This window comes from Pseudoalteromonas sp. MMG013, from assembly GCF_018100885.1.
GTDB classification, from domain to species: domain Bacteria; phylum Pseudomonadota; class Gammaproteobacteria; order Enterobacterales; family Alteromonadaceae; genus Pseudoalteromonas; species Pseudoalteromonas aurantia.
In genome coordinates this window covers 27,385-50,522 of the sequence record NZ_JAGJEE010000033.1, presented here as the reverse complement: position 1 = coordinate 50,522, position 23,138 = coordinate 27,385, and the positions used below count along the sequence as shown (strand labels likewise).

Sequence of the window (23,138 nt, the reverse complement as noted above, 5' to 3'; positions counted from 1 at the left end):
TTATTTTTAGATATTATCAACCAAAACCTGTTAAAGGGGAACGTGAATGGCTAAAATAAGAACATACAATATCGCATTTTTAGCTCAACTGTAAAAGGTAACCATGGCAAAGTTAGAAGTACTTAGATTTCCAGATGAACGCTTACGCACTGTGGCGCAACCTGTGACTGAAGTAAATGACGAAATTCGTCAAATAGTAAAAGACATGATTGAAACCATGTATGACGAAAATGGCATAGGCTTAGCTGCCACTCAGGTTAACATTCATAAGCGTATCGTCGTGATCGATGTTTCTGAAGAACGCGATCAAGCGATGGTGTTAATTAATCCGGAGATCCTTGAAAAAGAAGGTGCTACTATTAGTGAAGAGGGCTGCTTGTCGGTACCTTATTCTTATGCAAAAGTGGACCGTGCAGAAAGTGTCAAAGTTAAGGCTCTGAATGAAAAAGGCGAAGAGTTTCATTACCAAGCCGATGGCTTATTGGCTATTTGTACGCAACATGAACTCGATCACCTAGTGGGCAAATTGTTTATCGATTATTTATCACCACTTAAACGTCAACGTATTCGTAAAAAGCTAGAAAAAGAAGCCAAACTTGCTTCACGTGCTTAACTCTTTTTAATTAAATTTGCATTGGATAACTCAGTGACCTCACCACTACGCATCGTTTTTGCCGGTACGCCCGATTTTGCCGCGCGCCATTTAAATGCCCTTATCAACTCCCAACATAATGTTGTGGGTGTTTATAGTATGCCCGACCGCCCTGCTGGTCGCGGCAAAAAATTAAAAGCAAGTGAAGTAAAGTTACTTGCCATGGAACATGATCTGCCCATATTTCAACCTGAAACGTTTAAGTCTATCGAAGCACAAGCTGAATTGGCAGCGCTTAATGCAGATGTAATGATAGTCGTCGCGTACGGTTTATTATTGCCTAAAGCAGTTTTAGACACACCAAAGCTTGGCTGCCTGAATGTACATGGTTCTATTTTACCCCGCTGGCGTGGTGCTGCACCAATTCAACGAGCGTTATGGGCAGGAGATTCTGAAACGGGTGTCACAATAATGCAAATGGACGAAGGCTTAGATACCGGTGATATGCTGTATATTGCGACTTGCCCAATCACAGCGCAAGACACCAGTGCGAGCCTGTATGATAAATTAGCTGAATTGGGCCCATCGGCATTGCTAGAGACACTTAACTTATTGATAAGCGACACAGCAACACCAATCAAACAAAACGATGACCTTGCTAACTATGCAAAAAAACTCTCTAAAGATGAAGCGAATATAGATTGGACTATACCCGCAGTACAAATCGAACGTAATATCAGAGCATTCAACCCTTGGCCTGTTTGCTTTACTGTCATGCAGGAACAAGCGGTTAAAATTTGGCAAGCAACCGTACTCGATGAACAAGGTGATGCAGGAACAATTCTTCGTAGTGACAAACATGGCGTTGTCATCGCATGTGGCGAACAGGCTTTAGCAATTACTCAGTTACAACCACAAGGTAAAAAACCGATGTCAGCACAAGATTTTCTTAATGGTCGTGCTGAGTGGGTTACCACTGGTACTAAGGTAGGTCAATAATGGCGAACGTACGTGCACTCGCAGCTGAAGTGCTGTATCAAGTTGTCGATAAAGGTCAATCTCTCAATACACAATTACCTTTTGCAGCGCAAAAGGTACACGGGAAAGACAAAGCCCTATTGCAACAAATTTGCTATGGCGTATTAAGATACTTACCCACTCTAGAACACTACTGCCAGCAACTACTAGAGCAACCACTAAAAGGTAAACGCCGTGTTTACCAGTTCGTCTTATATGTAGGAATGTACCAGTTGCAATATATGCGTGTGCCTGAGCATGCAGCAGTAGCAGAAACCGTTGCGGCAGTAGAATCAATGCGAGCACCAGGCTTAAAAGGGTTGATCAATGCCATTTTACGTACCTTTCAGCGTCAGCAGGAAGAGTTAGAAGCCAGTGCCAATTTAATTCCAGTATGCCAATTTAATCACCCAGGCTGGTTTATTAAAAAGCTACAAGCTGCGTACCCAGATACATGGCAAGATATATTAGATGAAAATCAACAACAAGCACCAATGTGGTTGCGCGTAAATCAACAGCACTACACAACTGTTGAGTACAGTGAGATGCTGGATGAGGATGGTATTGAGCACAGTATGAACGCACAGTACCAAGACGGCATACTCCTTGATAAACCGTGTGATGTGTTCACCTTGCCGGGCTTTAGAGAAGGTGCTTGCTCTGTACAAGACGCGGCTGCGCAGCTTGCCGCCAGACTACTAGACCCACAAGATGATGACTTAATTTTAGATGCCTGTGCCGCCCCTGGTGGTAAAACTTGCCACATACTTGAGTTAGCAGATGCTCGCGTGCACGCATTAGATGCCGATGACCAACGTCTAGAAAGAGTGGAACAAAATTTAAAGCGCATCGGACTGCGCGCAGAATGCATTCATGCGGACGCATCCACACCAGATACATGGTGGGATAGCACACAATATGACCGCATCTTGTTGGATGTGCCATGTTCAGCTACGGGGGTTATCCGCCGTCACCCCGACATAAAATGGCTGCGTCGTAAAACCGACATAGATGACCTTGCCGAGTTACAAGCCTCTATCTTGAAAAATATTTGGCCACTGTTAAAGCCCGGAGGCACATTAATTTACGCAACTTGCTCCGTATTGCCTGAAGAAAATGCACAGCAAGTAGCACAGTTTATTACACAAACCAATGATGCAATACATCATCCCTTGCATGATAATGACACACCTGAACAACCAGGTATGCAATTGTTACCCGGCTTAAGTGATGGTTTTTATTATGCCAAACTCACAAAAAAACAATAACAATAAGTCATAAACTATGAAGATCATTATCTTAGGTGCAGGGCAAGTTGGCGGTACACTGGCAGAAAACCTCGTAGGTGAACAAAACGAAATAACCGTTGTGGATATTGACGGCGATAGGCTACGTGAGTTACAAGACAAATATGATTTGCAGGGGGTCACTGGGCACAGTGCCCACCCTGATGTTTTACGTCAAGCAGGAGCCGAAGATGCCGATATGATCATCGCGGTAACCAGCTCAGACGAAGTCAATATGGTTGCTTGTCAGGTTGCTTATAGTATTTTTAATACGCCGACGAAAATTGCCCGGATCCGCTCTGAACAATATTTGAAACACCGAGAAAAGCTCTTTCATAATGACGACTTACCAGTAGATCACTATATTGCACCAGAGCAATTGGTAACCAAGTATATTCGTCGCCTTATTGACTACCCAGGCGCACTACAGGTTCTGCAATTTGCTGAAGGCATGTTGTCGTTGGTTGCCGTAAAAGCCTATTACGGGGGATTATTGGTAGGTTACGCCCTATCCGCTTTAAAAGAGCATATTCCAAATGTTGATACCCGCGTTGCCGCAATTTACCGTCAAGGCAAAGCAATTAAACCTTTGGGCACAACGGTTATCGAGGCAGACGATGAGATATTCTTCATTGCCGCAACGAAGCATATTCGTGCCGTAATGAACGAATTACAAAAATTAGAACAATCATATCGAAAAATTATGATTGCGGGCGGCGGCAATATTGGAGCAGGATTAGCACGTTCACTTGAAAAAAATCACAGTGTAAAACTGATTGAAAGAAACCATAACCGAGCTGCGCAGCTATCTGAAATGTTAGATAATACAGTGGTGTTTTGTGGAGATGCGTCTGATCAAGAGCTATTGTCAGAAGAACATATCGAACAAGTTGATGCGTTTATAGCCGTTACTAATGACGATGAAGCCAATATCATGGCTGCGATGTTAGCTAAGCGTATGGGGGCACAAAAAACCATGGTGTTAATTCAACGTGGTGCCTACGTAGATTTAGTACAAGGCGGCGAAATAGACATCGCGATCTCACCGCAACAAGCCACTATTTCGGCACTACTAACCCATGTGCGTCGTGGCGACATTGTAAATGTATATTCTTTACGTAAAGGTGCTGCAGAAGCAATTGAAGCCGTAGCACATGGGGATGAAACAACCTCGAAAGTTGTGGGTCGCTCTATCAGAGAGATTAAACTTCCTATGGGCACAACCATTGGTGCCATCGTAAGAGATGATGAAGTGCTTATTGCTCACGATGACACCGTCATTATATCAGGTGACCATGTCATCATGTTTTTAATTGATAAGCGTCAAATTAGCGTAGTTGAGAAGTTATTCCAGGTGAGTGCGCTATTCGTCTAGCGCACTCAATTTATTGCCTATTGCTCTTCATGCAATATTGTTAAATCAATCAAGTACTCTTTTAAAATACTTTCCATGGTGTTTTGCTCTCCTGTTAGTCTAATACCAAGGGCAATTGTGTCATCTTGAGGATGCAAGCTACAAATTGAGCCTGATAACGTGATCTGTTGATTATTCTTCCCTTCAAGTAAGACTTTGCAGTCTTGCTCTTTCATATTTTCAGAGTCATTACCATCTTCATGGTGAATATCAAATTGTAACCCAGACAATGAAATATCTTTGATCACCCCAACACAAGAATGATCAGCTAAATTTATCACCGCAGGGATCAAGGTCGGCACACGTGTTTGAGCACGCAAGCAGTACGTTTGTACTTGTTTAGGAGGCATTAAAAAAATCAGTCGCGCAGGGTGAGAAGTCATTGCTTTAATTGTTGTTTTGAAAGCGATGACCTGGCCTTCTCCATGCTCTAATAATGCGCGAACAATGACCTGTGTCCCTTCTTTAATATAATCAACTGCTGCACCGAGGCGTTTAGAGCTAGGAAAATTCAGCACTAAGAATTGTGCATCCAACTGACCGACAAATTCCGTTTTTAAACGCTTTGAGCCTGCCGGCATGATCACTTCAATATCTATCACACTACCAGCTGGGATCTGCGCAATATGGTGTCCGCTTCCTGCGGCGCTGGTTTTTAACATCACTCAACCTTACTAATATAATGACTAAACCACACAGTTCAGTCCAAGAAATAAGTATATACCTATTATATAAGCCTCAATTAAAAACCGATATTTACTTAAATGCAAGCTGAGAACCGCATATTCATGCTTAGAATAACGTAAGAGAAAGACAGGTGATACTGAAGTCCAAGTATCACCTAATACCATTACCCACGCCAAAATGTTGGGGTAAATAAAACTAATAAAGTAAATATTTCCAATCGACCAAATACCATCGCAATCGTCAATATCCACTTTGCAGTGTCTGTTATATCACCATAATGTGCCGCGACTTCGCCTAACCCAGGTCCTAAATTATTCAAGCATGCAGCCGTTGCTGAAAACGCTGTAATGTTATCCATTCCTGTACCAAGTAGTGCAATCATGATAATTACAAATACCAATGCATAGGCTGAAAAGAACCCCCATACGGCCTCAACTACTTTGTCTGGTAATGCTTTTCGACCTAGCTTAATTGAATAAATAGCGCGAGGATGTACCAATCGATTGAGCTCTCTCACGCCTTGAAGGTACAGCAAAAACACCCGTACTACTTTCATCCCTCCGCCAGTAGATCCTGCACATCCACCAATAAAACTAGAAAAAATCAGTAATATTGGTAAAAATAATGGCCAAGCAGAAAAGTTATCGGTCGCAAATCCAGCTGTCGTGCTAATGGATACAGCCTGGAACAACGCCTGATCTAATGTTTCATCGCCATTAACATATACTTGATTTGACGACAGTACCGCAAAACATAACACTACCAATGCCAACTGAATAAAAAGAAATACTTTAAATTCAGGATCGCGCAAATATACCCGTACATTTCGACTTGATACAGCCGCATAATGCAATGAGAAATTTATCGCAGCAATGATTAAAAATACCACGCAAATAAAATTAATTAAGGGGCTATCGAAATATCCCATCGACGCATCATAAGTAGAAAACCCGCCAATCGCTATCGTGGAAAAAGCATGGCAAATCGCATCAAACCACCCCATTCCTGCTGCCCAATATGAAACCGTACATGCAGCAGTAAGCGATACATAAATATACCAAAGGTGCTTTGCTGTATCGGCAATTCGAGGTGTCATTTTCGAATCTTTTACCGGCCCCGGAGTTTCAGCTCGATACAACTGCATACCACCCACGCCGAGCATGGGTAAAACAGCCACAGCCAAAACAATGATCCCCATACCACCAAGCCACTGCAATTGTTGTCGATAAAACAATACCGACTTAGGCAAGTGTTCGATGCCAGTCAGCACCGTTGCGCCTGTCGTGGTAAGCCCTGAAAACGCTTCAAATACCGCATCAGCTAAAGACAAACTCGGTGTTTGTAAAAAGATCAACGGGACTGATGCAAATGACCCTAACACCAACCAAAATAGTACAACGATTAAAAAGCCTTCTCGTGCCTTTAAATCCCCCTTCTCTTTACGGTTAGGATAATATGCCAACATACCTATCACAATGCTAAATACGAAAGCTAAAACGAATGGTACACCACCACCGTCTTTATAGATCAATGACACCAAAGCTGGTGGTACCATAGTAATACTAAACAATGCCACCAGCTGGCCGAGAATTTTAATGATGGTACGAAATTGCATGCTGCTTTTCGCTTTTTCTGATTATTAGAACTAATTTAGCACCAATTGTCTTATTCTTTGATAGTTAACTCAACTACACCGTTACTTAAATCAAAAATTTCTTGTTGGGCTTGGCGCGCCTGACGATGATCAATACTAATTTTCCAGCAAACTGACGCACTATATTCTTTATCTATCGCTAAAATAGTAAAGTGTGACTGTAAGTACTGTTCAATAATACCTTGCAAGGCATAATCAGATTCGCCTTGTAATATAATTGAAGGTATTTTTAAGCGAGTTTCGAGTTGAACAAGGGCATTATTTAGCGACCCACCATACGCACGTACTAGTCCACCGGTACCAAGTTTAATGCCTCCAAAATAGCGTGTCGTCACTGCCGTGATTTCTCCAAGCCCGGAGCCAGTTAGTACATTCAGCATCGGTTTACCTGCGGTCCCATTCGGCTCACCATCATCAGAAAACCCATAAACATGACTACCTCCTGGCTGTCCCGCAACATGCGCCCAACAATTATGTCGCGCATCAGGGTAGTCCTCATTTATTTTTTTGATAAATGCTTTAGCATCGTCAAGCGTTGGCGTATGTGCAATATGCACTATAAACGTACTTTTTTTAATTTCTTCATGGAACTTTAATGTATCACTCGGGATGTAATATTCTGACATACAATAATTGTGTACCTTAACAACAAAAGGGAGCTTTATGCTCCCTCATTCTAATTTAAACTTGCATAACCTTAATCTAAGTTCAAATCTCGTGTCATATTCTCTAGTTGGTCATCATGCACAATGATGTTATCTTCAATTCGAATACCGCCAAAAGGTTTTAACTCTGCCACTTTGTCCCAATTGATGTACTGCTTATTGTCTGTGTCTGCTAAATCTCTCAATAATGAATCAATGAAATATAACCCAGGTTCAATGGTGAATACTTGATTGGCTTCAATTTTACGCGTACAACGCAAGAACGGATGACCTTCAGGTGGATCTTGATGGGTACCACGCTCGTCAGCCATAAACCCACCCATGTCGTGTACTTGCAGACCTAGATGATGACCTAAACCATGAGGGAAAAACGTTGACGTAATACCTTTAGTAACAATGTCTTCTGCTGGTAGCTTTACAATATTAAAGTCAGCTAAAACTTGGGCAACACGATTGTGGCAATCAATATGCAGTTCACCATAGAGTTTGCCTGGTTGTAATGCCTTACCTAATGCGATTTGATGCTCATTCATGACTGACACTAAATCGGCAAACTGTCCTTGTTTAGCATAGTCATAGGTACGTGTGATATCAGATGCATAGCCATGAAAGTTTGCGCCTGCATCAATTAAGAATGATCGATGTTGCGCAGGTGCCTGACGATCAAAGTGGGTATAATGTAAAATTGCACAATTTTCATTTAGTGCCACTATATTGCCATACGGTGTATCATTTTCCATATGTGATGTTGCATTCAAATAAGCTTGCTGAATACCAAACTCGGATGCCCCTGCATAAAAAGCGTTTCTTGCTGCAGTGTGACCAAGTACAGCGATACGGTTTGCTTCACGTAAACACACTAACTCATACTGTGTTTTATAAGCGCGATGAAAATGCAGATAATTCATCACCGGCTCTGGATTCATTTGTGTAAACCCGAGCGCTTGTGCAACTTCTAAGTACTCACCGATATATCCATAACCTGCTTTATCATAAGGTAAAAACTTTTCAACTTGATCAGGCTTTAGTAGTAATTCGATATCGAAATAATCAGCCCAAAAATCGCTCGGCTCATCTGGTACTTTATGCCAAAAATCAACCGGACGATAAAATATCAACTTTGGTTTGTCTGTGCCGTTCACGACTAACCAACAGTGGGGGTTATCTATTACCGGTAGCCACGCCTTAAATTGTGGGTTTACCTTGAACGGATAATACATATCATCTAAGAATTGACGTTTAGCTTGACCTGAATGGATCACAAGCCCTTCCAATCCTTCACGTTCTACGATTGTTTTTGTGCGCTGCTGTAACGTTGCAATATGCTCAGCATAATATTGTGCTAATTGTTCCATGGTGTACCCATTAAGTTTAATCTACCAATAAATCCAGTCTATCATAAGCGCTAAAAGCCAATCCAGCGAAGTCGCTAGATTGACTCTGTGGTAATACTTGATTCGACTCAGCCACCAATTTTCATATCCAAGATTGGTGCCAATACATTACCATCGCGACCCATTTTAGTGTGGTAAACTTGGCGGTAAGCAAAGACATTTTTAACATAATCACGCGTTTCTTTGTATGGGATCAGTTCAATCCACAACTCTGCAGGCATCGCTTCATCTGGCAACCATCTTTTAATACGGTGATATCCCGCATTATAAGACGCAGTAGCCAGTATTTCATTTCCACCATTCTTCTTTTTTAAATACTCTAAGTAGTCAGTCCCTAAGCGGATATTGGTAACTGGCTGAAATAGCTTTGTCTTAGAAACGCGTTGTTTACTTACATAACGCGCAGTGCTAGGTAACAATTGCATTAACCCATAGGCATTAGCATGAGAGCGCGCATCAGGGGCGAAAGAGCTTTCACGACGCGCAACCGCGATACTCCAAGCCACATCAATATGGCTCTTTTCACTGTAACGATTAAATAAATCTTGATACGCAAGTGGGAAACGTAAATCGACATAGTCCCATGCTTTGATTTCTGCCAATGTATAAATAGTACTATCATACCAATCAAGATCAGCGGCCAATGTAGAGGCTGCTAATTTCTCTGGTATACTCGATGTATTCGTCAAATAGTTCCACTCTCTCCTCGCTTCAGTATAACGTTTCATTTCATAGAGTGCTTTTGCACGTTTAAAACCGGGCGCTTCTGACACTTTAGTCAATAATTCAGGAGAAACATCTAAGGGCTTAGCGTTAAGAGATATAGGTAAACCAAGCCGTTCTGCTGCTAAAAAGCCGTAGTAATCCCTTTTAACAGCAAGACTTTGCCACAACTGTTTTGCTTTGGATTCGTTGCCGCGATGAGCATGACTATATGCTAACCAATACGTTTGACCGTTACTTAAGTTTTTCATGGGTGTAAACAAAGCCGTGATCCCTGCCCAATCCTGCTCTTTGAGCATATTACCCATCATCCATTGCTTTAATTTACTATCTTGGTTTTCAGACGGAACTTTATTCAACCAAAATCGCGCTTGTGGGTGGCCTTTCGATGCCAATGCAAGAGCAAAACGATATGCGACGCTGTCTTTTTGTGATTGCGTGAAAGGAAACATTTTTTGCAACTTATCCCAAGCTTTGAGCGCTAACTTCTGATCCCGCCAAATTAATCTGCGTACGCCATAAATTGCAATTTCAGCCTCTTTTATGGAACGCTTTTTAAATCGGTATAACCCCGCAGCAGCACTTGGATCCCGCCTAACAGTCGCATATAAATCAGCTAGGTACGCCTGCTCCTTTGGTAACAAGGTTTTTAGATAACGTAGCAATGATGTTTGCCCCCCTTGCGCAGCTTTGGTAATTCGCTGCCATACCATGTCATCGGTTCTATATCCTGCATTTTGCCATTGCTTGAATAAGCTATTACACGCACGAGGCTGGGATTTACCCACGACCCAAAGTGGTTCGACCTGATTTAAAATGGCTTTTTTTGGCGCGCCTAAATCTAACTGATATTTTAGATAGCTACAGTGCAACTCTGCATCTTTAGTAGGCTGGTAATACTCAACGAATAGCGCTTTTTTACTTCGCCTTTTCAGGTACTTTAGCCAACTAGAACGCACCGGCCACTCTAGGGGAGTACCATCATACACACTCAGAAAATGCGCAATTTCCGCTTGATACTTTAGCTTGCTATTACGTTTATAAAAAGCCAGTTCCACATACGGTTTTAACGGATGATTTAGCGTTTGTAAGGACCGTTTAAACGCCTTGTGCTGTCCAGACCAAGCAATTCGCTCAGCAGCTTTAAATGCTTTATGAGTGTCATCTGCACAAGAAAACCAGCTAAATAGCCCAAGACTGGTAGCAGCAACATTCAAGATCCATGATTTCATAATGACCTAAATTGATTAAGTAAAAATAATATGCGGGCGTACCACACATGCTTTTGTAATACAGTAATTATCTAAAAATTCCACAGTATAGTGACTGCGCACATCTATACTGGAGGTGAATAAAATCAACATCTCCACCTTAGCATCAAAATTTACGCTTTTTAAGGAGATGAGAAATACAGCATAAATTTTTCATTGCAATTTTTATTTAAAGCGGCCAAACTGGGTGAAATAGCAACTCATCGTACCAGTGTTACTACACGGGAGAACAAGCATGTTATATAAGAGTGAGTCCTTTGTTGTTGATTTCTGCAAAGGCAAAATCGCTGAATTTAGGTTTTGTATGCCAGGTTCGGTCAATAAACTATCTCAACAAACCCTATCAGAGTGCGCAAACGCATTTGCCGAATTACGTCAACGTGACGATATAGACGCAATGGTATTTACCAGTGATAAAGATCACTTCATCATTGGTGCTGATATATTTGAATTTTTACCGACCTTCCAGCGCCCAGAAAAAGAACTTATTGGCTGGATAAAAGACGCAACCGATGTATTTGATGCCATCGAAGATTTACCGTTTCCTACTGCATCTGCAATCAATGGTTTAGCGCTTGGTGGTGGGTGTGAGTGGTTACTTGCTACTGACTTTCGTTTAGCCAGTACATCAGCAAAAATTGGCTTACCTGAAGTCAAACTTGGGATCATGCCTGGATTTGGCGGCACAGTACGTTTACCAAGAATTATTGGTGCTGACAACGCCATGACCTGGATAACGACAGGTAAAGAACACCGCGCCAATGATGCCTTAAAGGTTGGTGCGGTAGACGGCGTGGTTGCACCAGAAAAACTATTCGATGCGGCTATTCGCGTACTAGAACAAGCTGTAGCAGGTAAGCTCGACTGGCAATCTAAGCGCCAAGTAAAACTTTCACCATTAAAGCTAAATAAAGTAGAGCAAGGCATGAGCTTTGCGATGGCTGAAGGCATGGTAATGGGTAAAACCAAAGGTCATTACCCAGCGCCAGTTATGGCAGTAAGAACCATTAAAGCTGCCGCAAATAGCACTCGTGATGAAGCAATGGCCATTGAAAATGCCAATTTTGCCAAGCTTGCGAAAACAGCGGAAGCTGCCGCACAAACCGGTATATTTTTAGCAGACCAATACATCAAAGGCGTTGCTAAAAAGCAAGCTAAAGCATCACAGCTTGAGATCAAACAAGCTGCGGTACTCGGTGCGGGCATTATGGGCGGAGGCATTGCTTATCAGTCTGCGTATAAAGGCACACCGATTGTCATGAAAGACATCAACCAAGCGGCGCTTGATTTAGGCATGAATGAAGCGGCCACCATTCTTGGTAAAAAAGTAAAACGTGGTCATATGGCCATGGATAAAATGATCGCAACACTTGGTAAAATAAAACTAACGCTTGACGATCGTGATTTAGCCAATTCTGATATTGTGGTTGAAGCGGTCGTAGAACACCCGAAGGTAAAACAGACGGTGCTAGCCGGTCTTGAAGAACAGCTGCCAGAAGGCACTATATTAACGTCAAACACATCCACAATTTGTATTGACGAATTAGCAACTGCGCTAAAACGTCCAGAAGATTTCTGTGGTATGCACTTTTTCAATCCAGTGCCAAAGATGCCATTGGTTGAAATTATTCGCGGTAGCAAAACCTCTGATGCAACCATTAACGCGGTGGTTGATTATGCCTTAAAGCTTGGTAAATCACCTATTGTTGTAAATGATTGCCCCGGCTTCTTTGTAAACCGGGTTTTATTCCCTTACTTTGCAGGCTTCAGTCAACTTGTGGTTGAAGGCGCCGACTTTAGTAAAATAGATAAAGTGATGGAAAACGTATTTGGTTGGCCGATGGGCCCCGCTTACTTGCTCGATGTGGTAGGTATTGATACTGCTAATCACTGTACTGGTGTTATGGCGGATGGATTCCCACAGCGCATGGCACGCCAAGAAAAAGATCCCGTTGCCGTATTGGCGAATGCAGAACGTTATGGTCAGAAAAATAAAGCCGGCTTTTATCAGTACGCACCAGACAGAAAAGGTCGTCTGAAAAAATCTAAAGATGCTGCAAGCCTTGAATTACTAGCAAGTATCTGTGAATCACCCAAAGAGTTCGACAAACAAACCATCATTGAACGCTGTATGGTGCCGATGCTGAACGAAGTCTTACTATGCTTACAAGAAGAAATTGTTGCCTCTGCACAAGAAGCAGATATGGCACTGATTTACGGTATTGGTTTCCCACCATTTAGAGGCGGTGCATTCCGTTACTTGGATCAAGTGGGACTGGCTAACTTTGTTACAATGGCAGATAAGTATGCGCACCTAGGTGCCATTTACCAAGTGTCTGAACAAACCCGTGAGTGGGCAAAACAAGGTAAAGTGTTCTATTCAGTGGAGGGTCAATAATATGTCTGCAATGCAACAAGCTGTAATCGTCGATTGTCTGCGTACCCCTATGGGTCGGTCTAAAAATGGCGTATTTAAACATCGTCGCGCTGAAGATTTAAGTGCACATTTAATGAAGGGCTTACTTGAACGTAACCCTGCTGTAGACCCTGCATCTATCGATGATATTTATTGGGGCTGTGTCCAGCAAACATTAGAGCAAGGCTTTAATGTTGCCCGTAACGCAGCGTTACTGGCTGGTATTCCTCATTCAGTACCTGCGGTCACCGTAAACCGTTTATGTGGCTCTTCAATGCAAGCTTTGCACGATGCTGCAAGGGCAATTATGACTGGTGCTGGTGACACTTACCTTATTGGTGGCGTTGAGCATATGGGCCATGTTCCTATGACGCATGGTGTTGACTTTCATTCAGGGTTATCAACGTCGATTGCCCAAGCATCTGGTGTAATGGGTCTCACCGCAGAATACTTAGCAACACTGCATGGCATAAGCCGTGAACAGCAAGATAACTTTGCATATCGCTCACACCAACGCGCGCATGCAGCGACGGTTGAAGGCCGCTTTAGCCGTGAAATATTACCAATGCAAGGTCACGATGACGATGGCGTGCCAGTCCTTGTCGAGCATGATGAAGTCATTCGCCCAGAAACAACCGTAGAAGGTTTGGGTCAATTACGCCCTGTTTTCAATCCAGCCTCAGGCACTGTGACAGCGGGTACTTCATCTGCCTTATCTGATGGGGCTTCCGCCATGTTGGTAATGAGCGAAGAAAAAGCCAAAGCACTGGGGTTGCCTATTCGCGCACGAATAAAGTCAATGGCGGTGGCTGGGTGTGATCCATCCATCATGGGTTATGGTCCAGTTCCAGCAAGTAAAAAGGCGCTAAAGCAGGCCGGAATAAGCATTGATGATATTGACGTAGCCGAATTAAACGAAGCATTTGCTGCACAATCATTACCGGTATTAAAAGACTTAGGTTTATTAGACGTCGCGGACGAAAAAGTAAATCTGAATGGCGGCGCCATTGCCTTAGGTCACCCGCTTGGCTGTTCTGGCTCACGCATTAGCACATCCCTAATTCATATTATGGAAGACAAAAACGCAAAGTATGGTTTAGCCACAATGTGTATTGGTTTAGGCCAGGGCATTGCGACCGTATTTGAGCGCGTCGAGTAACTAACTGACAGACCCTTTCAACTTGGTGACAAAGGCAAAGTGAGCACATCGCTTTGCCTTTTTTCGTGCTGATGTAATGGTAAACCCATTTATTTTCAGCTTTTTCTAAGGGGTGGTTTATTTGTCTAAAAACACTGGTTAAAATAGCGCACAAAATCATTCAGCAGCCGCTAAGCGAGTTAACTCATGCCATTTTCAAACCCAGACCATACGTTAGATGCCATTGGCCTGCGCTGCCCTGAGCCTGTGATGATGATCCGCGGTATGGTCAGAAAAATGAATATCGGTGAAACACTATTAATTGTCGCTGATGATCCATCAACAACCCGAGATATTCCCAGCTTTTGTGAATTTATGGACCACACACTGATCACCCAAGATATTACCGCAGCACCCTATCAATACCTTATCAAAAAAGGTAAATGACATTTAGGTTGTATTACCATCCCAGCAAATGGAAAAATACTGTACCGAAATGGGTCAACCAACAGCACCTTAGTTTTTGGTGACCAATACCTTAGGTGATCGATTATCAGAATAGTCTAGCGTGATCTTATACCAACCCTTTTTTTTCGGCATAAAGTTAAAGTAATTATAAACTGTATCGCAGTCTGCTAATTGAGGTTGATTTAACCGCAATGTACCCTGTACTTTATACCCGCAATTAAACCCTTTTGACCATGCGTCATCCGCAAGTTTAAATTCATATACTTTACCAGGCGTCATAAACTTCGCTTTGACTGAATATACACCTTTCTTCGACTCTTGCAGCATGTAATGCGATTCCGCATCCCACAAGGTAAAATCACCTCGTAAGTACATCGGTCTATTTAATTCTTGAGCTACTGTCGTATTTGTTTGCTGAGAGTCTGTAATTTGTACCTGATTTGCGCAAGCTGACAATAACAGCATTAATAAAACTGTACTGAGCTTTTTCATATTACAACTCCAGTGTCTTCGATTTAAACAATAAGTAAGTACACGCTATACCGTATAACAGTGCATATGGTAATAAAAAAGCCAGCTTATTGCTGGCTTTTAACGTAACAAATTACTTATTTTTGTAATACAGAAACATCTGCAGTGTTTAAGAATAAGCGACTAAGCTGGCTGAGTAATGCTAAACGGTTATTTTTAACCGCATCATCATCCGCCATCACCATTACGTTATCAAAGAAGTCATCGACGGCATCGCGCAAGCTTGCAAGACGACTTAATGCATGTTGATAGTCTCCTGCCGCATACACAGGTGCCAACTCAACGGTCAGAGCACTCACTTGTTGTGCTAATACTTGCTCAGCGGGTTCAGCTAATAGTGCATCATTAACTTGTGCATCACTGGTGACGTTGTTTTTAGCCAAGATATTATTCACTCGCTTGTTCGCGGCTGCCAAAGCATCCGCTTCAGAGAGAGCTCTAAAATGACTAACGGCTTTAACACGACGATCAAAATCAATCGGCGATGTTGGTTTGCGAACCAGTACCGCTTGAATAACATCCACACTTATACCTTCGTCTTGGTACCATGCACGAAAACGACCTAGCATAAATTCGAGGACATCTTCTGCCACTTGGTCATTACTTAACTTATCAGCAAAGAGGGTTTTTGCTTTCGCTACGATGTCATTAATATCTAACGACAGCTCTTTTTCAACCATGATGCGCAATGCACCAATGGCTGCACGGCGAAGTGCAAATGGGTCTTTGTCTCCTTTAGGTGCTTGACCTATCCCAAAAATACCCACAAGCGTATCGAACTTATCAGCAAGTGCTACCGCATAGCTAATTGGGTTTGACGGTAATGCATCCCCCGCAAAACGCGGCATATATTGCTCATTCTGTGCTAATGCCACATCTTCCGCTTCGCCGTCAATACGTGCATAATGCATTCCCATCACGCCTTGCACATCCGTAAACTCCATGACCATTTCAGTCATTAAGTCAGTTTTACTCAAAAGACCGGCACGCTCTGCCAACGTTTTATCAGCGCCAACTTGCTCAGCAATATAACCGGCTAAAGCCGCAATACGCTCAGACTTATCTTTAAGCGTACCTAGTTGCTTTTGGAATAATACAGACTCTAACGAAGATAACCTGCTTTCAAGTGTTTTCTTTTTATCCGTCTCAAAGAAGAATTGCGCATCGGCTAAACGAGGGCGAACCACTTTTTCATTACCGGCAATGACGACATTGGGATCTTTACTTTCAATATTAGAAACAAACAGGAACTTATTTATTAGGTTGCCTTCTTGATCTAATAACGGGAAGTATTTTTGGTCGTCTTTCATTGTGTAGATCAGGGCTTCTGATGGTACATCCAAGAAAGCTTCTTCAAATGAGGCTGTTAATGTCACCGGCCACTCAACCAATGATGTCACTTCATCAAGTAAATCTTCATCCATCGCCACTTGCGCATGAACCTCTTTAGCGGCTGCTTCTATCTGCTCACGGATCAGGTTTTTGCGCTTGTCATAGTCAGCTATCACATACGCCCCCTCCAATACCTCAAATGCATCATCGGCATGCTTAATTGATACACGTGCCGGATGGTGAAAACGGTGTCCTTGTAATTCATTGCTAATTGATTTACCCAGTACTTCGCCGCTGACCTGTGTACTACCGAGTAAGGCTGCCACCGTATGTACCGGACGAATGAACTGAGTCTTATTGGCCCCCCAGCGCATGGGTTTTGGAATAGGTAACTTAGCAAGTGCTTTAGCAATAACATCCGCAAGTAGTGCAACTGACTGTTTGCCAGATACGGTCGCACGATGTAATAACCATGCACCTTTATCTGTTTCTAGTGTTTCAGCCTCACTGACGTCAATACCACACCCTCGTGCCCAACCTTGTGCTGCCTTGGTCGGGTTGCCTTCAGCATCAAAAGCAGCCTTAGTCGCAGGGCCACGCTTCTCCACAACTTTGTCTTGCTGCTGGGTTTCTAACGCTGACACTTGCACACCCAAGCGGCGTGGTGACGCGTACCAATTGACCTGATGAAAGCCTAATTCTAAAGATGTCAGTTCTGCTGACATATTATCAGCAAATGCTTGTGCAAGCTTACGCAATGCTTTTGGTGGTAACTCTTCAGTTCCAATTTCTACTAATAGATTTTCAGTCGACATTGCTTAATCCTTACAAAGCGGGAAGCCAAGCGCTTCTCGAGCATCATAATATGCTTGTGCACAGGCTTTAGATAAAGCGCGAACACGTAAAATATAACGTTGGCGCTCAGTCACAGAGATCGCATGACGCGCATCTAATAGATTAAATGCGTGTGATGCCTTCATAACTTGTTCATATGCAGGTAATGGTAAACTTGCTTCAATCAATTTTTGACTCTCTTTCTCACAGTGGTCAAATTGTGCAAATAGAGCATCGACATCTGCATGTTCAAAATTATATTTCGACTGCTCGACTTCGTTTTGATGGAATACATCGCCATAGGTTACTTTACCCATAGGGCCATCAGTCCATACTAGGTCATAAATACTATCTACACCTTGTATATACATGGCTAAACGCTCTAAACCATATGTGATTTCGCCAGTCACCGGCGCACATTCAATACCCCCAACTTGTTGGAAGTAGGTAAACTGGGTCACTTCCATACCATTGAGCCAAATCTCCCAACCCAAACCCCATGCACCAAGTGTTGGAGATTCCCAGTTATCTTCAACAAAGCGTACTTCATGCGTTAACGTATCAATGCCCACAGCTTCCAATGATCCTAAATAAAGCTCTTGAATGTTCTCCGGCGATGGTTTTAGCACAACTTGGAATTGGTAATAGTGCTGTAGTCGGTTCGGGTTTTCACCATAGCGGCCATCAGTTGGACGACGACATGGCTGTACGTACGCACTCGACATTGGCTCTGGGCCAATTGATTTTAAAAACGTCAGCGGGTGAAATGTTCCCGCGCCTACTTCCATATCTAATGGCTGAGCAATGATACAGCCTTGCTGTGCCCAGTAATCCTGTAATGCCAGGATCAACCCTTGAAAGGTTTTAACATCGTATTTTTGCATAGTTGGCTTAATTATATTATTTGGTTCATGACTAAACCCGTATTGCACTGTTTTTACTTACATCAGTGAAGGGTTTCAAATGAGTGAAAATTATGCTCAGTATACCGCGAGCGCAGCATGGTTTTAAGCGTTAGACACAAAAAAAGGAGGGAAAACCCTCCTTTTTTTCATTTTTCTGTCACTTAGAATTATACGTCCAAGTTAACCACTCGCAGTGCATTTGTCTCGATGAACTCTCGGCGAGGTTCTACCTGATCACCCATTAAAGTAGCAAACAACTGATCTGCGGCAATAGCATCTTCAATTGTAACACGTAGCATACGACGGCCACCTGGATCCATGGTTGTTTCCCACAACTGACTTGGGTTCATCTCGCCGAGTCCTTTATATCGTTGTGTATACAAGCCACGCTTAGATTCATTGATCAGCCAGTCTAAGCCTTCGACAAAGTTATCGACTTCAAGCGTTTTCTCGCCACGCTGAACATATCCGCCATCACCGATCAAGTTCGCTATATTTTTACCTGTATTGGCAATACGTACATAGTCTTTAGAAGTAATAAAGCTATGATCTAGCGTATACGCTTTATCTACACCATGCTGGCGAATTTTAATAACGGGGTAATATAAACTGCGCTCTTCATCAAATTTCACATCAGCTTCAAATATAGTGGCATCTTCATCACGCTCAACTAAATCCGCTATGAATGACTCTGTCCATTGCGTTACTTTTGTTTGCTCTGCTAAGTCAGCTTCTGTTAGCTCTGATTGATAAATCAGGCGGTTAGTCACCGGTGACGGGAACTTACGGTTTAATCGCTCAATGATTTTCACGGTATTTTGATAATCATCAACCATGATTGCTAATGGTTCCCCCTCTATCGCAGCTGCACCTTCAGTTGGATACAACGCAGCACCATTAAGCGCTAATGCAGTAAGGTATACCGTTAGGGCTGCGTCATCTTTAATATATTGCTCTTGCTTACCTTTTTTCACTTTATATAAAGGTGGCTGGGCAATATAGACATAGCCACGCTCAATGATTTCAGGCATTTGGCGATAGAAGAACGTCAGAAGCAAGGTACGAATGTGAGAACCATCCACATCCGCATCCGTCATAATGATAATACGATGGTAACGTAACTTTTCAGGGTTATATTCATCACGACCAATACCACAGCCTAGCGCAGTAATCAGTGTTGCTACTTCTTGTGAAGACAACATTTTGTCAAATCGTGCTTTTTCAACATTCAGTATTTTACCTTTCAGCGGTAAAATTGCCTGATTCTTACGATTACGGCCTTGTTTAGCCGATCCACCTGCTGAGTCACCCTCCACTATATATAGTTCAGAAAGTGCAGGATCCCGTTCTTGGCAATCTGCCAATTTGCCAGGTAAGCCAGCTAAATCCATCACACCTTTACGGCGAGTCATCTCTCTTGCTTTGCGTGCCGCCTCTCTTGCACGAGCAGCATCGATGATTTTACTGACAACAATTTTGGCATCTGCAGGGTTCTCAAGTAAGAACTCACCCAATTTTTCACCCATGGCTTGCTCAACTGCCGTCTTCACTTCACTTGAAACAAGTTTGTCTTTTGTTTGTGAAGAGAACTTTGGATCAGGTACTTTTACACTAACAACAGCCGTTAGTCCTTCGCGCGCATCATCGCCGGTTGCATTACTATTGGTTTTCGCTTTCTTGTGAAAGCCTTCTTTTTCCATGTACGTATTCAGTGTACGCGTTAATGCCGAACGAAAACCTGCTAAGTGTGTTCCACCGTCTCGCTGTGGAATATTATTGGTAAAACAATAAATATTTTCTTGGAAACCATCATTCCACTGCATTGATACTTCAACACTTGTGCCATCTTCACGTTCACTCGTGAAATGGAAGACACTTTGATGAACAGGTGTTTTTTTACGATTCAAATAAGCCACAAACGCTTGGATACCACCTTCATATTTAAAGTGGTCTTGTTTATTCTCCTCACGTTCATCATTTAAGATAATGCTAACACCAGAATTCAAAAATGAGAGTTCACGTAATCGCTTAGCTAAAATATCGAAATGGAAGTTTATATCAGTAAAGGTTTCTGAACTTGGCCAAAAGCGTAATTCAGTTCCTGTAGTTTCAGACTCACCTATAACAGCCAATGGCGCATCAGGTACACCCATTGAATATGTTTGTTGATGCACCTTGCCTTCTCGGCGGATTGTTAATTGTAGTTTTTCAGAAAGTGCATTTACAACAGAAACACCTACACCATGTAAGCCACCTGATACTTTATATGAGTTATCATCAAACTTACCACCAGCATGTAGTACAGTCATAATAACTTCTGCGGCAGATACACCTTCTTCTTCATGAATAGAAGTTGGAATACCACGACCATTGTCGCGCACGGATACAGAGCCATCAAGATGAATTGTTACAAAGATATCGTCACAATGACCAGCTAATGCTTCATCAATTGAGTTATCAACAACTTCAAATACCATATGATGCAGACCGGTGCCATCATCTGTATCCCCTATATACATTCCTGGACGCTTTCTTACTGCATCCAATCCTTTCAGTACTTTAATACTGGATGAATCGTAATTTTCAGACATGGTTTCTTCCAATTATTTTGTTATTAAGCTGCCATGTTTCACGTGGAACATTTTTAGTTCACGTTTCATCGGTTCCACAACAGCAGAAATACTTTCAGCGGTGATTGCAGTAATAAACAGTTGAGACTGACACTGCGACAATAATGTCGACACGTACTGCATAGTTTCTTCACCTAATTCTGAAGGTAAGTCGTCGATAAGCAATATCGACTGCTTATCGGTTTCAGATTCAATTAAGCTATTCTGTACAACTTTAAGCGCATATAGAAGTAGTTTTAATTGACCCCGAGATAAAATACTTTCTACACTATGGCCTTGAATATAAAAACTGAAATCAGCTTTGTGTGGCCCTTTGGTTGTATAACCTAGCTTTGTATCGCGGTGAAACTGTTGTTTCAATGTGACAGCTAAGCTTTCTTTCCACCCTTCATCATAGCGCAATTCAAGCCCTGAGAATACGGGTATTTGACTAACTATTTTATCAAAAAAAAGCGTTTTAAACCTACTTATATACGCTTCTCTGTGGTTATTTATTTTCTCTGCCAATCGAACAAACTCTTTGTCCCAATATTGGATTTGTTCAGCGTAGTTATTGGGTCTTAACTTCAAGAGTGCATTTCGTTGTTTAAGTACTTTGTTGAAATCTTTCCACTCTTGAAAAAAACCATGTTCCACGTGGAACACCCCTAAATCCATAAATTTACGACGCTCTTTAGGGCCACCAAAAAATAAATCATAACTTTCTGGCGTAATCACTTGAACAGGTATTAGCTGAGCAAGCTCAGATACTTTTCGACTTGACTGCCCTTGGATCCGTAAAGAGGTTTCTCCCGAAGAATCTTTCCCAATACCAACTGGTATAGACAAGCTAAGATGTTGTTTTTTGGCGTGAACTGAACATCGGGTCTGTTCGTGTCGGATCAATAATTTATGCCTATTCGTACGAAAAGACTTACCGTGGGAGAGAAAATAAATGGCTTCTAACAGGCTCGTTTTACCGCTGCCATTCGCGCCAATAATCACATTAATATCTGGACTGGGCTCTAAAGAAATCGCCTCGATGTTTCGAAAGTCACCGAGGCTCAAATGGGTAAGGCTCATTTTATAAACGCATTGGCATCACGACATACATTGCTTCATCATCTCCAGCGCCCTCAATTAACGCACTGCTATTAGAATCAGCTAAAGTAAATTGTACGTCTTCCGTTTTTATTGTATTTAAAACATCTAATACATAAGAAACATTAAAACCTATTTCCAAATCATCACCTTGATAACCCACTTCGACAACTTCTTCTGCTTGTTCTTGTTCTGGGTTATTAGCACTAATTTTTAAAAGACCACTTGATAAATTGAGGCGAACGCCACGAAACTTTTCATTAGATAAAATAGACACACGTTGAAAAGCACTGCGCAGCCATTCTCTATTGGCAGTAACAAGTTTATCTCCGCCTCGAGGTAGCACGCGCCGATAATCAGGGAAGCGCCCATCAACCAACTTACTGGTAAAGGTAAATTCACTGTCGACAATACGCACATGGTTTGCACCAAACTGAATACTTAATAACTCATCGTCAGCTGGCAACAATCGCATAATTTCTTGAACACCTTTACGCGGTATAATTAACTGCCTTTGCATTTCAACAGATTCGGATAGTTTCTTGTGTGCAATTGCTAAACGATGCCCATCTGTCGCAACCGTTTTAATTTCACTGTTATCAACTTCAAATGACATGCCATTTAAATAATAACGAACATCTTGGTTTGCCATAGAGAAATGAGTACTTTCCAGCAACTTACGTAATTCTAACCGCGTTAGCTGAAATTCAACTTCGCCATCCCATTGCTCAAGATTAGGAAAATCTTCAGCGGCCAACGTTGTTAATGAAAAGCGGCTTTTCCCACTGGTGAGTAACAATTGATGCTCTTGACTTGCCAACTTAATATCAGAGCCATCAGGCAAACTCTTACAAATATCCAGCAACTTTTTTGCGGGTAAAGTGATTTTTGCATCGCTAATTGGCTCATCCAACTGCACTGCTGCGACCAGCTCAATTTCCAAATCGGTCCCTGTCATAGCCAACGTACCATCTTTAATCTCAAGTAGTACATTCGATAAAATAGGTAGCGTATGCTTACGCTCAATTGCACCGGAAACTTGGGTTAGCGGTTTTAAAAACAGCTCTCTAGAAATGGTTATTTGCATAATAAAAACGAGCC

18 protein-coding genes are annotated in these 23,138 nt (G+C 42.3%); 7 read left to right on the top strand and 11 right to left on the bottom strand.

Annotated features, from left to right (window positions below):
• Nucleotides 1-103 precede the first annotated feature (103 nt).
• From def to trkA, 4 genes are read left to right on the top strand one after another with little or no spacing between them, the layout of a single operon-like run.
• Nucleotides 104-613 carry a peptide deformylase gene (gene def, locus J8L98_RS20605; RefSeq protein WP_192509196.1) on the top strand — a complete coding sequence of 170 codons (510 nt, stop codon included), beginning with the start codon at nt 104-106 and terminating at the stop codon, nt 611-613.
• Between the two features lie 33 nt (nt 614-646).
• Complete coding sequence (fmt, locus tag J8L98_RS20600; protein ID WP_210997981.1) at nt 647-1,591, top strand: methionyl-tRNA formyltransferase; 945 nt, start codon at nt 647-649, stop codon at nt 1,589-1,591.
• Nucleotides 1,591-2,877 (top strand): 16S rRNA (cytosine(967)-C(5))-methyltransferase RsmB, encoded by a 1,287-nt coding sequence (rsmB, locus tag J8L98_RS20595; RefSeq protein WP_210997980.1) that lies wholly within the window; start codon nt 1,591-1,593, stop codon nt 2,875-2,877. The genes fmt and rsmB overlap by 1 nt, the downstream gene beginning before the upstream one ends.
• A gap of 16 nt (nt 2,878-2,893) precedes the next feature.
• A complete protein-coding gene (gene trkA / locus J8L98_RS20590) occupies nt 2,894-4,270 on the top strand; it encodes a Trk system potassium transporter TrkA (RefSeq protein WP_210997979.1) in 1,377 nt (458 codons plus the stop codon).
• 17 nt (nt 4,271-4,287) lie between these two features.
• On the opposite strand, the gene J8L98_RS20585 is transcribed toward trkA, so the two are convergent.
• From J8L98_RS20585 to J8L98_RS20565, 5 genes are all read right to left on the bottom strand, one after another.
• Nucleotides 4,288-4,971 carry a flagellar brake protein gene (locus tag J8L98_RS20585; protein WP_192509192.1) on the bottom strand — a complete coding sequence of 228 codons (684 nt, stop codon included), beginning with the start codon at nt 4,969-4,971 and terminating at the stop codon, nt 4,288-4,290.
• Nucleotides 4,972-5,159: 188 nt separating this feature from the next.
• Nucleotides 5,160-6,611 (bottom strand): TrkH family potassium uptake protein, encoded by a 1,452-nt coding sequence (locus J8L98_RS20580; RefSeq protein WP_210997978.1) that lies wholly within the window; start codon nt 6,609-6,611, stop codon nt 5,160-5,162.
• Between the two features lie 50 nt (nt 6,612-6,661).
• Nucleotides 6,662-7,276: a YigZ family protein gene (locus J8L98_RS20575; protein ID WP_210997977.1), complete on the bottom strand. Its 615-nt coding sequence runs from the start codon at nt 7,274-7,276 to the stop codon at nt 6,662-6,664.
• Between the two features lie 71 nt (nt 7,277-7,347).
• On the bottom strand, nt 7,348-8,670 hold the full coding sequence (gene pepQ, locus J8L98_RS20570; protein ID WP_210997976.1) for a Xaa-Pro dipeptidase: 1,323 nt from the start codon (nt 8,668-8,670) through the stop codon (nt 7,348-7,350).
• Nucleotides 8,671-8,777: 107 nt separating this feature from the next.
• Entirely contained in the window at nt 8,778-10,664 is a 1,887-nt protein-coding gene (locus J8L98_RS20565; RefSeq protein ID WP_210997975.1) for a transglycosylase SLT domain-containing protein, read from the bottom strand.
• Between the two features lie 274 nt (nt 10,665-10,938).
• On the opposite strand from J8L98_RS20565, the gene fadB reads away from it, so the two are divergent.
• The 3 genes from fadB to tusA all read left to right on the top strand — a co-directional run bounded on the left by fadB (nt 10,939) and on the right by tusA (nt 14,704).
• Nucleotides 10,939-13,101: a fatty acid oxidation complex subunit alpha FadB gene (gene fadB / locus J8L98_RS20560; protein WP_210997974.1), complete on the top strand. Its 2,163-nt coding sequence runs from the start codon at nt 10,939-10,941 to the stop codon at nt 13,099-13,101.
• Nucleotides 13,102-13,111: 10 nt separating this feature from the next.
• Nucleotides 13,112-14,278, top strand: a complete 1,167-nt coding sequence (fadA, locus tag J8L98_RS20555) for an acetyl-CoA C-acyltransferase FadA (RefSeq protein ID WP_210997990.1) — start codon at nt 13,112-13,114, stop codon at nt 14,276-14,278.
• Nucleotides 14,279-14,464: 186 nt separating this feature from the next.
• Nucleotides 14,465-14,704: a sulfurtransferase TusA gene (tusA, locus tag J8L98_RS20550; RefSeq protein WP_210997973.1), complete on the top strand. Its 240-nt coding sequence runs from the start codon at nt 14,465-14,467 to the stop codon at nt 14,702-14,704.
• Nucleotides 14,705-14,773: 69 nt separating this feature from the next.
• Here the strand turns inward: tusA and J8L98_RS20545 are convergent, their stop codons facing one another.
• The 6 genes from J8L98_RS20545 to dnaN all read right to left on the bottom strand — a co-directional run bounded on the left by J8L98_RS20545 (nt 14,774) and on the right by dnaN (nt 23,124).
• Complete coding sequence (locus tag J8L98_RS20545; protein WP_210997972.1) at nt 14,774-15,217, bottom strand: hypothetical protein; 444 nt, start codon at nt 15,215-15,217, stop codon at nt 14,774-14,776.
• A gap of 116 nt (nt 15,218-15,333) precedes the next feature.
• On the bottom strand, nt 15,334-17,403 hold the full coding sequence (gene glyS / locus J8L98_RS20540) for a glycine--tRNA ligase subunit beta (protein WP_210997971.1): 2,070 nt from the start codon (nt 17,401-17,403) through the stop codon (nt 15,334-15,336).
• Nucleotides 17,404-17,406: 3 nt separating this feature from the next.
• Nucleotides 17,407-18,306, bottom strand: a complete 900-nt coding sequence (glyQ, locus tag J8L98_RS20535) for a glycine--tRNA ligase subunit alpha (RefSeq protein WP_010366281.1) — start codon at nt 18,304-18,306, stop codon at nt 17,407-17,409.
• 188 nt (nt 18,307-18,494) lie between these two features.
• Nucleotides 18,495-20,918, bottom strand: coding sequence for a DNA topoisomerase (ATP-hydrolyzing) subunit B (gene gyrB, locus J8L98_RS20530; protein WP_210997970.1), 2,424 nt, complete (start codon nt 20,916-20,918; stop codon nt 18,495-18,497).
• 12 nt (nt 20,919-20,930) lie between these two features.
• Nucleotides 20,931-22,019, bottom strand: coding sequence for a DNA replication/repair protein RecF (gene recF, locus J8L98_RS20525; RefSeq protein ID WP_210997969.1), 1,089 nt, complete (start codon nt 22,017-22,019; stop codon nt 20,931-20,933).
• Nucleotide 22,020: 1 nt separating this feature from the next.
• Nucleotides 22,021-23,124, bottom strand: a complete 1,104-nt coding sequence (gene dnaN / locus J8L98_RS20520; RefSeq protein WP_210997968.1) for a DNA polymerase III subunit beta — start codon at nt 23,122-23,124, stop codon at nt 22,021-22,023.
• Between the last annotated feature and the right edge of the window lie 14 nt (nt 23,125-23,138).